Annotated in this window: 13 protein-coding genes and 1 pseudogene; 9 read left to right on the forward strand and 5 right to left on the reverse strand. The window is 65.0% G+C overall.

Annotation, left to right across the window (positions count from 1 at the left end; genetic code table 11):
- Positions 1–445 precede the first annotated feature (445 nt).
- Both LMH93_RS28420 and LMH93_RS28425 read right to left on the reverse strand, forming a co-directional pair.
- Complete coding sequence (locus LMH93_RS28420) at positions 446–1087, reverse strand: DUF1109 domain-containing protein (RefSeq protein ID WP_021703084.1); 642 nt, start codon at positions 1085–1087, stop codon at positions 446–448.
- Entirely contained in the window at positions 1074–1655 is a 582-nt protein-coding gene (locus LMH93_RS28425; RefSeq protein WP_034011917.1) for a sigma-70 family RNA polymerase sigma factor, read from the reverse strand. The genes LMH93_RS28420 and LMH93_RS28425 overlap by 14 nt, the downstream gene beginning before the upstream one ends.
- A 215-nt stretch (positions 1656–1870) precedes the next feature.
- Here LMH93_RS28425 and LMH93_RS28430 point away from each other — a divergent pair, with 215 nt between their 5' ends.
- The 5 genes and pseudogenes from LMH93_RS28430 to LMH93_RS28445 all read left to right on the forward strand — a co-directional run bounded on the left by LMH93_RS28430 (position 1871) and on the right by LMH93_RS28445 (position 5211).
- The gene (locus LMH93_RS28430) at positions 1871–2143 is read left to right on the forward strand and encodes a BufA1 family periplasmic bufferin-type metallophore (protein WP_021703082.1); all 273 of its coding nucleotides are present in this window, start codon (positions 1871–1873) and stop codon (positions 2141–2143) included.
- A gap of 206 nt (positions 2144–2349) precedes the next feature.
- A pseudogene (locus LMH93_RS30020) lies at positions 2350–3378 on the forward strand (methyl-accepting chemotaxis protein); the annotation flags it as partial.
- Positions 3379–3576: 198 nt separating this feature from the next.
- Positions 3577–4281: a methyl-accepting chemotaxis protein gene (locus tag LMH93_RS30025; protein WP_442800205.1), complete on the forward strand. Its 705-nt coding sequence runs from the start codon at positions 3577–3579 to the stop codon at positions 4279–4281.
- A gap of 40 nt (positions 4282–4321) precedes the next feature.
- Positions 4322–4576: a hypothetical protein gene (locus tag LMH93_RS28440; protein WP_217989955.1), complete on the forward strand. Its 255-nt coding sequence runs from the start codon at positions 4322–4324 to the stop codon at positions 4574–4576.
- Positions 4507–5211, forward strand: a complete 705-nt coding sequence (locus LMH93_RS28445) for an HD-GYP domain-containing protein (protein WP_217989954.1) — start codon at positions 4507–4509, stop codon at positions 5209–5211. Before LMH93_RS28440 ends, LMH93_RS28445 begins: the two co-directional genes overlap by 70 nt.
- An 11-nt stretch (positions 5212–5222) precedes the next feature.
- Here the strand turns inward: LMH93_RS28445 and LMH93_RS28450 are convergent, their stop codons facing one another.
- Entirely contained in the window at positions 5223–5864 is a 642-nt protein-coding gene (locus LMH93_RS28450) for a DUF1109 domain-containing protein (RefSeq protein WP_021703079.1), read from the reverse strand.
- A gap of 342 nt (positions 5865–6206) precedes the next feature.
- Here LMH93_RS28450 and LMH93_RS28455 point away from each other — a divergent pair, with 342 nt between their 5' ends.
- Genes LMH93_RS28455 through LMH93_RS28470 form a run of 4 tightly spaced genes read left to right on the forward strand, consistent with a single transcriptional unit; the run spans position 6207 to position 8559 of the window.
- Positions 6207–6479: a BufA1 family periplasmic bufferin-type metallophore gene (locus LMH93_RS28455; protein ID WP_021703078.1), complete on the forward strand. Its 273-nt coding sequence runs from the start codon at positions 6207–6209 to the stop codon at positions 6477–6479.
- A gap of 18 nt (positions 6480–6497) precedes the next feature.
- Positions 6498–7331 (forward strand): MNIO family bufferin maturase, encoded by an 834-nt coding sequence (gene bufB, locus LMH93_RS28460; RefSeq protein WP_021703077.1) that lies wholly within the window; start codon positions 6498–6500, stop codon positions 7329–7331.
- The gene (locus LMH93_RS28465) at positions 7328–8083 is read left to right on the forward strand and encodes an HvfC/BufC N-terminal domain-containing protein (protein WP_021703076.1); all 756 of its coding nucleotides are present in this window, start codon (positions 7328–7330) and stop codon (positions 8081–8083) included. Before bufB ends, LMH93_RS28465 begins: the two co-directional genes overlap by 4 nt.
- 11 nt (positions 8084–8094) lie before the next feature.
- Complete coding sequence (locus LMH93_RS28470) at positions 8095–8559, forward strand: DoxX family protein (RefSeq protein WP_034011916.1); 465 nt, start codon at positions 8095–8097, stop codon at positions 8557–8559.
- Positions 8560–8701: 142 nt separating this feature from the next.
- On the opposite strand, the gene LMH93_RS28475 is transcribed toward LMH93_RS28470, so the two are convergent.
- Together LMH93_RS28475 and LMH93_RS28480 are read right to left on the reverse strand one after the other, a co-directional pair.
- A complete protein-coding gene (locus LMH93_RS28475; protein ID WP_021703074.1) occupies positions 8702–9409 on the reverse strand; it encodes a glutathione binding-like protein in 708 nt (235 codons plus the stop codon).
- Positions 9406–10020: a TetR/AcrR family transcriptional regulator gene (locus LMH93_RS28480; protein ID WP_034011914.1), complete on the reverse strand. Its 615-nt coding sequence runs from the start codon at positions 10018–10020 to the stop codon at positions 9406–9408. The genes LMH93_RS28475 and LMH93_RS28480 overlap by 4 nt, the downstream gene beginning before the upstream one ends.
- Positions 10021–10055 lie beyond the last annotated feature (35 nt).

A 10055-nucleotide genomic window follows, 5' to 3' on the forward strand; every position in this document is an offset into this window, starting at 1 on the left:
GGGGCCTCAGGCCAGGGCATTTCTCGTACCTCGCCGGCGCGTTCGTATTCAGACTAATCATTGGCAGTCATCCGCGCAACCACCATGGCACACTTTTGTCACACTGAAGCTGTGAATAATGATGATTCAGCGTGATCGACGATTATCGAGAGCGCCGACGCAGCCCAGGGAAATAAAGGGATTTAACGCTTACAGGCTGTACTTTAAGGCCCCGGCATGACGCCAGGCTTTGCAGTTGCACTGCAAAGGCCCGACGGGGAAGGTTTCGCGGATCAGCTGGGGAGGCGTGGGTTGCATCGGGGTTCCTGCGGGTGGGTGGTGGTTTCTGGCAGGTGCAAAGGGTGAGCCCAAGGGGCGGCGTCATTCAAGCCCTGCCGCCGTGTTCATCGCGCCTGCGCAGCCCCGGCGCCCTGGCCCGGCAGCAGGTGTGCGCCGGGCGGGTTCGTTACCAGCGCAGCAGGTAGGGGCCGACGATAGCGCCGAACAGGGCGGGCAGCAGCATGCCGGACAGGTACCAGACGCCCCAGAACGGTACCTCCATTTCCGGGCAGTGCAGGCAGTAGGCCAGGGTTGCGGTGGAGCCGGCAAGCAGGCCGCCGCCTGCGCCTGCCAGGCGCAGACGGGTCGGGGCCAGGCCACGCAAGGCCCAGAACACCGAGATAAAACCCGGCACGGAAAGCATCGCGATGTTGAATGGGCATTCTTTCCAGCTTATGCCCAGCAGCATGGGCATGCGTGCCTCGGTCGGTGCTTGCCACAGGGCCGCTATCGCGGCCAGCCACACAACGATGATGGGCAGACACAGCGACGCCCAGGCCGCACCGCCTTCGACACCCGGCCGAGCCAGGCGCGTGGAAAGCCACAACGAGCCCAGGGCGAGACTCCCGGGCAAGGCGAGCTTGGCCCAGAACACCGGTGTGCGCGCCACTTCGGCCAGGTCTGGCCGCACCCCGAAATACAACGCCATCAGCACAACTGCCGCGACACCGCCGACGAGCAGTGCCAGGGCGAAACGCTTGGCCATGGCCAGCCTGTCCATTGCAGGCTCACCCGCAGCAAGCATGGAAATCAGGTCATCCGTTTTCATGGCTCTGTTTACCTCTGATCACCATCGCCAGCGCTTTCAGGCCGCGATGGATACCTACCTTGACCGCAGAACTGGAAAGACCGGTCAGTTGAGCCGTTTCCTCTACCGAACGGCCTTCCAGTTTCACATGAATGATGGGCAGACGCTGACGCTCGGGCAGGTGCTGTAACAGCTTGCCCAGATCACGCCGGGCCTCCGCCGGGCGGCTATCCTCCACCTCGAACATGTCTTCGTCCAGCGAATCGGACAGCGCATCGCGGCGGGCGAACGCACGGAAGTGATCGGCCAGCTTGTAGCGGGCGATCGCCTGCACCCACACGGTCAGCGGCTGTTCGGCGCGATAGGTGTGCCTTGCGTTGTGCACGGCCAGCAGTACCTCTTGCAACAGGTCCTCGACCTCTCCCGGGCGCTGCGCCAGGCGTCGGCGAAGGAAACCGCGCAGGTGCGAACTGAGCGCGGTGAGGAATTCGCGGTATGCGGCCTCGTCGCCTGCCAACCCACCCAGAAGCAATGACTGCAGGCGCTCTTCGCGCGTGGCCATGACCTCATAGCTTGTAGTTCGCTCCATTGGCCGCCTTAGTTACACCGCAGGTGGATATTTTTCATTGAGCCCAGACTGCATCATATCGGCCGCAACGCCAAAGGTTTCAATCGGCGCAGGTGCACCGAAAGAAATCTCAACATTTTTCTGCCGCGCTGTAACCGTATCGACTGCTACGACGAATTACCTGTCGGACCGTCACACCGAGCTGACGGCCATCCAGTCCATTACGGAGATATGCCATGAAAAGCATCGCCCTCGCTACCGCCGCACTCGCCCTCGCCTCCATTGCATCCACCGCCATGGCCGACAACCAGGCCACGCCAAGCGTGGAAAAATGCTACGGCGTGTCCCTGGCCGGCAAGAACGACTGCGCCGCCGGTGCCGGCACCAGTTGCGCCGGCACCTCCAAGGTCGACTACCAGGGCAATGCCTGGAAGAACGTCCCGGCAGGCACCTGCACCTCGATCAAGACCCCCAAGGGCATGGGTTCGCTCACGCCGATCAAGTCCTGACCCACGGGGTTGCCGACCACGCCCGCACGGCACCGATGCGTGGCGTGGCCGGCGCACCGCTTTAGCACCGCCTGCCCGTCACCACGCTGCGCCCATGCAGGCCGCAGCCCGGCGGGATGCAAGCACCAACGTTGTGTATTCCCTGACGCCTTGCCGATACGACAGGCAACGCGCCAGGCCGTTTCAACGATCAGGGAGCGTTCAGCATGTTCGCCGTAGTGGGTCGGTTCTTCGGTAAGTCAGTCCATGGCAAATTGACCCTGGGCTTTGGCGCGGTGCTACTGCTATCGATCACGCTGTCCGGGATCGCCCTGCGCAGCATCAATCAATTGACCGACCGCAGCGAAGCGCTGGTCGAGAGTGCCTCTCTCGCCACCCTGATCGCGGCGGTTCGCCTCAAGGAAAACGAATTCGACCGCAATGGCCAGAGCAGTGCTGCCCAGGCCTACACCCGCGAGGTCGAGAAGCTGGGTGCGCGGGTGAATGAAATCCGCGCCAGCCTGGGCCCCGAGGCCCGCGAAACCCTGGATCACATCAGCGCCGTGGCGGGAGACTACGAACAAGCATTCGACAAGCTGGTAACGGCACGCCACCAGGCGACAAGCGCAGAAAAGGCCATGCTCCCCGCCATCGAGGCCATCGAGCAGCACTTCGGCAATGTCCGCCAGGCACTGTTTGACCTGCTGCCGGGCGGCGACCCGCAGAGCATCGAGCGGGCGCGCATGATCGTTGAGCTCGAAACCATCATTTCCCGGCTGCGCGAGCAGGTCCAGAGCTACATCGCCCGCCCCACAGCCGAAGGCGAACAGCGGGTGGCCCAGACCGCCGACAGCATACGCAATCGCGGCAATGAACTGTGGGAGCGGCTACCCAACGACACCCTGCAGGCGCAACTGGTGGAAGGGTTGCGGGCCGTGCTGGCCTACCAGGACCGGGTAAAGGAGTTGCAAAGCAGCGTGAGCCAGAGCGAATCGGTGAAGCAGACCCTGCTCGCACACTCCGAGGAGCTGCAACGACTCGCCACGATCGCCTACCAGCAACAGGTGCAGGGGCGCGATACCGATGTGCGCTCCGCCCATGGCGAACTGCTGGTGGCCCAGGCACTGGCATTGCTGCTGGGCCTCGGCGCCGCCTGGCTGATCACCCGGCAGATCGTGCCGCAACTGCATCGGGCCCTGGCCCTGGCACGGCACATCGCCGCCGGGGACCTCACCGGCAACCTGGACCATCGCCTGCACGATGAACTGGGTCAGTTGATGGATGCCATGCGGGAAATGGCGCGTCATCTCAGGCAGATCATAGGCCATATCGGTGCGAGCACCGAACGCCTGACGGTATCGGCGACCGACCTGTCGGGCGTGGCGACCCGCAGCAGTGCCGGGCTCAGCGACCAGCGCCACCAGACCGAACAGGTGGCGACGGCCATGGGCGAAATGGTCGCCAGCGCCCGGCATGTGGCCGAGGACGCGCGCCAGGCCTCACAGTTGGCGATCACCACCGAAGCCCGCAGCGTCGAGGGCGACCGGGTCATCAGAGAAGCGGTCGAGCAATTCGAAGCCCTGGCCAGCAATGTGCAGGTGTGCAACCAGGCCATGGCCCGCCTGCGCCATGATGGCGAGCGCATCAGTGGTGTACTCAACGTGATTCGTGACGTCGCCGACAAGACCAACCTGCTGGCGCTCAATGCCGCAATCGAAGCCGCCCGCGCCGGTGAATCGGGGCGCGGGTTCGCCGTGGTCGCCGATGAAGTGCGGGCGCTGGCGCAGCGCACCCAGAGTTCCACGCGGGAAATCGAAGCGCTGGTCCATGCCCTGCACACCGGCACCCAGGAAGCCACCACGCTGATGGAGCGCAGCGAAAGCATGAGCCACACCAGCGTGCAGCTTGCGCACAGCGCCGGGCATGTACTCGAGGAAATCCGTGAGTCGGTGGCGTCGATCCAGGCGGCCAACCAACAGATCGTCGTCGCCGCAGACCGGCAGACACAGCTTTCCGAGCATATCAACGAAAACATCACCACCGTGCGCAGCATCACCGAAAACTCGACCAAGGCGGGTGCTCGCATCGCCTCGGCCAGCCAGGAGCTCTCCAGCCTGGGCGCAGAACTGAACGAGCTGATACGGCACTTCACGTTCTAGGCATTCGACTGAAACCATACGGCCCGACCAAGGAACGCCTATGAACATTCTCCACTTGCTGGGCAAGCGCCCCGCGCGCCCTGTCATCGACGAAGCCTTGCTGTCCAGCCTGCTGACGCTGGCCTGGGTCGTGGAAGCCCGCGATCCCTACACCGGCGGCCATCTCTGGCGCGTTGCCCAATACTGTGCGCTGAAGCCGAAAAAAGCGGCTTCGCACCAGCGGAGGTGGCGCGCCTTGCCCTGGGTGGTTTCGTTCACGACCTGGGCAAGGTCGGCATCCCGGATGCCATATTGAGAAAGCCCGGCCCGCTGAACGATGACGAATACGCGGTGATCCGCACGCACCCGGAAATCGGCCGGCGCATGCTCGAAACCCATCCGATAGCCGCGCTGGTGATGGATGCCGTGGCCTCGCACCACGAAACCCCAGACGGCAGCGGTTATCCCCACGGGCTCGGCGCAGCGGATATTTCCACGATGGCCGCCATTACCGGTATCTGTGACGCCTTCGACGCCATGACCAGCTCCCGCGCCTACCGCCCGGGCATGCCGCTGGACAGGGCGCTGGGCATCATCGGTCAGAACCTCGGCACGCAGTTCAATACGCACTATGGCCGCCTGTTCATCGAACTGGGGCACGAGGGCCTGCTCGACGCCGTAATGGGGCATACCGACGCGGGCATTCCCCTGCGTCGCTGCGCGATGTGCGGCCCTACCGTGGTCCTACAGCAGGCTCACGTCGAGGGCGATCATGTCTTCTGCCCTTCGTGCGCCAGCGGCTACGAGTTGGTTCGCCCCACCCCGGACGCTGCCCTGGCACTGCGTGCAACCGGGCAAACCGGCAGCGCGGACGACCTTGCGCCCCAACCCGATACCGACCTGCTCGCCCGCCTGGCCCGGCAATTCAGCCCGGCCCGTGGCCCGGCCTGAGCCGACAGCCCCTACCAGCGCAACACACAACGCCCCAGCAACGCCCCCAATGCGGTGGGCAGGGCCATGCCCAGCACATACCAGACGCCCCAGAACGGCACGGTCATTTCCGGGCAGTGCAGGCAATAGACCAGGGTGGCCAGCGTACCGGCCAATGCACCGGCACCCGCCCCGGCCAGGGGCAGCCGGGTGGGCGCCAGGCCGCGCAGCGCCCAGGAAAAGGCAACGATACCGGGGAGCGAGAGCAGCAGGATCTTGAACGGGCAACCCTTCCAGGTTCTACCCAGGGTCAATGGCAAGCGGGCGGCCAGCGGTGCCTCCAGCAGGGTATAGGCACTGGCCAACCACAGCACCAGCAACGGTATGCACAGCATGACCCAGGCGCCGCCGACCCGCCCGCCCGGACACGCGGTGCGCCGCGTCAGGTACAGCGCCCCCGGCAGCAACGCGACCGGCAACGCCAGCTTGGCGTAGAAAAGCGGCAAGCGAGCCACCTGCGCCAGATCGGGACGTACCCCGAACAGCAGGGTCATCAGCAACGCGGCCCCCAGGACACTGACCACCAGCGCCAGGGCAAAGCGCTTGCCGAACAGGTGCTTGTCGACCGCCGGCACACCGGTCGCCAGCAGGGTAATCAGCTCGTCAGTCCTCATCGTCCAACTACCTCTGCTACCCGATGCCAAGCGGGCCTTGGCACCAGCGGGCGCCCGGCCATCGAAGCCATGTGCGGCCGAGCGCGGTGCCGTTGGCACCGGCCAGGCCCTGTGGAGGTAGTTCGCTGCCAAGGGGGTAACGGTTACAGCCTGGGTGAATTTTCCCGCGCTGTAGCACCAGGTGGTTGCGCCCCCGGGGCATGGGCAGGCGTCAAGGCGGCGAGCGTGAGCACGTCGAAGGAAATATTCGATGTGCTGTAACCAAGTGCGCCGCCAGAGCGAATTACTGGTCGGACCGTCACGTTGCGCTGGCGGCCATTGAGCCTCTCACGGAGATACACCATGAAAAGCTTCGCCCTCGCTACCGCCGCACTCGCCCTCGCCTCCATTGCATCCACCGCCATGGCCGACAACCAGGCCACGCCAAGCGTGGAAAAATGCTACGGCGTCTCCCTGGCCGGCAAGAACGACTGCGCCGCCGGTGCCGGCACCAGCTGCGCCGGCACCTCCAAGGTCGACTACCAGGGCAATGCCTGGAAGAACGTCCCGGCAGGCACCTGCACCTCGATCAAGACCCCCAAGGGCATGGGCTCGCTCACGCCGATCAAGTCCTGAGCGCAGGCGCCGCCGATCATGCACGCTCCTATGCCACTGGGTGCCGGCCTTGGTTTGAAGGCCGAGCACTACGACGCCGCCCGGGACTGCAGCGCAGCCGGGCTGTGGTTTGAGGTCCACCCAGAGAACTACATGGTTGGCGGTGCTCGCCTGGCCCACCTGGAAGCGGTGGGCGAACGGCATCCGCTGTCGCTGCACGGGGTCTCCCTGTCCCTGGCGGCGGACGCCGCCCCCGACCCGACGCACCTCCAGCGCCTGCGCAGGCTGGCAGACCACGTGCGACCGGCGCTGGTATCCGAACACCTCGCCTGGTCCACCTGGCGCAATCACTATTACCCGGACCTGTTGCCATTCCCGCGCAGCCACGAGGCCCTGGTACGCATCGCAGACAACATACAGCGTACCCAGGATGCCCTGGGGCGCAGCATTGCCATCGAAAATCCCAGCCATTACCTGCACCTGGACGGCCACGACTGGGATGAAATCGACTTTCTCACCGAGCTGACGCAGCGCACTGGTTGCGCCCTGCTGCTCGACATCAACAACGTGCACGTCAGCGCGCACAACATCGATTTTGATCCGGCCGCCTACATCGATCGCTTCCCGGGCCAGGCCGTCGCGGAGATTCATCTGGCGGGGCACAGCCATGACGCCGGCGGTGCGTTGCTCATCGACTCCCACGACGCCCCGGTCGCTGACCCGGTCTGGGCCCTGTATCAGCGCTTGATCCAGCGCATCGGCCCGCGCCCGACGCTGATCGAGCGCGATGACAACGTACCCGCGTTCACGGCATTGCTCGGCGAACGCGCGCACGCCCAGGCCATGCTCGACCGACTGGGAGCGACGCAATGATCAGACGTCTCGAACACTTCCAGGACGCCTTCATCGAGGCCTTGCAGGTACGTGCCGCCCCGGAACTGTCCGCCCTCACCGCGCAACCCGGCTTTCAGGTGTACCGCAATACCGTACTCAAGGGCTGCGTCGAGGCGCTGTGTGACAACTTCCCCAGCGTCGAACGCCTGGTCGGCCGTGACTGGCTGCGCGCGGCGGCGGTCGTTCATGCCAACGCCTGCGCACCAAGCGATGCCCGCCTGATCTTCTACGGGGCGGACTTTCCCGCGTTTCTCGCGGCCTTCGAGCCGGCCCGGGAGCTGCCCTACCTGGGCCCGGTGGCCCAACTCGACTACCTGTGGATAGAGGCCTTCTGTGCCGTGCAGGAGCCCGCGCTGGAACTTGCCAGCCTGGCCGGCGTGTCGCCCGAGGCACTGGCAACCTGTCACCTGCGCCCGCGCGCCAGCGCACGCTGGCGGTGGTTCGACGAGCAACCGATCTACAGCCTCTGGCGCTGCAACCGCGAAGGGGTGGACCTGCCTGACAACCTGCCCTGGCAGGGCGAAGGCGCTTTGCTGGTGGGCCATTGCGATGGCGTCACCTGGCACGCGCTCGAACCCGCTGGCTGCGTGTTTCTGGACGCCTGCGCTGCCGGACACGATCTGGAGCGGGCCTCGGCCCTGGCCTTGCAGCGGCAAGGCGACCTGGACTTTACCGACCTGCTCAGCCGCTTGCTGGGTGCCCGCGTGTTCTCTCCCCTTGTTCTTGCATGAAGGAAATAGCCATGGATATCACCCAGCCGTCGTCCAACAACAGCCGCGCCACAGTGCGTCAACGCTGGGACCAGGTTGCGACCTGCTTGATCAGCGACTCGACGCTCAGCCTGGTGGCGCGCATCAGCGTTGCGGCGATCTTCTTTCTCTCGGGGCGCACCAAGGTCGAGGGGCTGTTGACCATCACCCCCGGTACCTATGAGCTGTTTCGTAGCGAATACGCCCTGCCGCTGCTGTCACCGCACCTGGCCGCCCACCTGGCGACCTATGCCGAGCATGTGTTTCCGCTGCTGCTGATCGTCGGCCTGTTCTCGCGCCTGTCTGCCCTGGCGCTGCTGGGCATGACTGCGGTCATCCAGGTATTCGTCTACCCCGATGCCTGGCCAACGCACCTGTCCTGGGCCGGATTGCTGCTGGTCATCATCGGCCGGGGCGCCGGGGCGTGGTCGCTGGACAGGCTGCTGCGCATTCGCTGAATGCGACTGGCGCAGGCAATGCTGTGCGCTTCAGGTCGTGGGCGCTCCGTGCCCCTCTACCGTTTATGAGAGAGGGGCAGGAACCGAGGCCCACGGCTGAATGCATCAAGGCTATTACGGCAGGTACGGCAGGCTCAGGGGCTCATTGCCCGGCCGGTACATTGCCCGCCGTCTGCCCGAAGAGGATCTTCTTGCCCGCCTCGGTCACCGTCGGGCGGCTGGAGAACGGCTCACCCCTGGCGTAGGCCCTGACCGTGGCCGGGCGCTGGGCGATGGCCTCGAACCAGCGGCGCACATGGGGGAAGTCGTCGAGGTTCTGCTGCTGGTTCTTCCACGGCACGATCCAGGGGTAGCACGCCATGTCGGCAATGCTGTACTGCTCGCCGGCAACGAAGGTGCTGTCCGCCAGGCGACGATCCAGCACGCCATAGAGGCGGTTGGTTTCGTTGACGTAGCGGTTGATCGCGTAGGGGATCTTTTCCGGTGCATAGATCCCGAAATGATGGTTCTGCCCGGCCATCGGCCCAAGCCCGCCCATTTGCCAGAACAGCCATTCCGTCACCGTCTTGCGGCCACGCAGGTCGGTGGGCAGGAACAACCCGGTTTTTTCCGCCAGGTACAGCAGGATGGCGCCGGATTCGAACACCGTCACTGCTTCCCCGCCATCGGCCGGCGCAGTGTCGATGATGGCGGGCATGCGGTTGTTCGGCGAGAACGCGAGGAAATCGGGTTTGAACTGGTCGCCCGCGCTGATATCCACCGGGTGGATGCGGTAGTCCAGGCCGGCCTCTTCCAGAAACAGGGTGATCTTGTGGCCGTTGGGTGTTGGCCAGTAGTAGAGCTCGATCATCGTTGGTGGTCCCCGTGAAGGTTCAAGTGACTGTCAAGCAGGGTCAGCGCTGGCCGTACCATGCCTTCGAGCAGTTCACGCTCCGGCCGCGTTCGGGCCAGGACGCGAACGCCCAGGAGAATGCCCAGCAGCAGGCGCGCCAGATCGTCCGCCGGCTGCGCGCAGGTAATGGCGCCGCTGTGCTGGCCGGCCAGCACGCAGCGCCGGAAAAAGGCCTCGATCTGTATCAGGACAGCAGCCACGGCGCGCTGGAAGTCGGGGTCGTCCGGTGAGGCCTCAAGGGCGGAATTCACCAGCATGCAACCCTTGTGCTGGGGGTCGTTGAGCGAGCGTTCGAGTATCTCGTCGAAGAACGCCCCGATGGCCTGGCGCGGCGGCAGGACGCCTTCGAATCGCCGCACCCGGTCGGCAAAACCCTCTTCGACGTAATGGTCCAGCGCACGGCGATACAGCGAGCGCTTGTCGCCAAAAGCGTTGTACAGGCTGGCACTGGTCAGCCCCATGCCCTGGGCCAGGTCACGCACCGAAGTGGCCTCATAGCCACGGGCCCAGAAACATTGAACGGCTGCATCGAGCACCGCCCTCTCATCGAACTCTCTTGGCCGAGCCATCCGTACTCCCATTGCCAGGCCAACACAGGTGTTGC

Source organism: Pseudomonas sp. CIP-10, assembly GCF_020911845.1.
Taxonomy (GTDB): Bacteria; Pseudomonadota; Gammaproteobacteria; order Pseudomonadales; family Pseudomonadaceae; genus Aquipseudomonas; species Aquipseudomonas alloputida.

Bases quoted from the DNA above. Each gene is read 5' to 3' on its own strand.
- LMH93_RS28420 (WP_021703084.1), bottom strand. From the start codon at position 1,087: ATGAAAACGGATGACCTGATTTCCATGCTTGCTGCGGGTGAGCCTGCA.
- LMH93_RS28425 (WP_034011917.1), bottom strand. From the start codon at position 1,655: ATGGAGCGAACTACAAGCTATGAGGTCATGGCCACGCGCGAAGAGCGC.
- LMH93_RS28430 (WP_021703082.1), top strand. From the start codon at position 1,871: ATGAAAAGCATCGCCCTCGCTACCGCCGCACTCGCCCTCGCCTCCATT.
- LMH93_RS30025 (WP_442800205.1), top strand. From the start codon at position 3,577: ATGGTCGCCAGCGCCCGGCATGTGGCCGAGGACGCGCGCCAGGCCTCA.
- LMH93_RS28440 (WP_217989955.1), top strand. From the start codon at position 4,322: ATGAACATTCTCCACTTGCTGGGCAAGCGCCCCGCGCGCCCTGTCATC.
- LMH93_RS28450 (WP_021703079.1), bottom strand. From the start codon at position 5,864: ATGAGGACTGACGAGCTGATTACCCTGCTGGCGACCGGTGTGCCGGCG.
- LMH93_RS28455 (WP_021703078.1), top strand. From the start codon at position 6,207: ATGAAAAGCTTCGCCCTCGCTACCGCCGCACTCGCCCTCGCCTCCATT.
- bufB (WP_021703077.1), top strand. From the start codon at position 6,498: ATGCACGCTCCTATGCCACTGGGTGCCGGCCTTGGTTTGAAGGCCGAG.
- LMH93_RS28465 (WP_021703076.1), top strand. From the start codon at position 7,328: ATGATCAGACGTCTCGAACACTTCCAGGACGCCTTCATCGAGGCCTTG.
- LMH93_RS28470 (WP_034011916.1), top strand. From the start codon at position 8,095: ATGGATATCACCCAGCCGTCGTCCAACAACAGCCGCGCCACAGTGCGT.
- LMH93_RS28475 (WP_021703074.1), bottom strand. From the start codon at position 9,409: ATGATCGAGCTCTACTACTGGCCAACACCCAACGGCCACAAGATCACC.
- LMH93_RS28480 (WP_034011914.1), bottom strand. From the start codon at position 10,020: ATGGCTCGGCCAAGAGAGTTCGATGAGAGGGCGGTGCTCGATGCAGCC.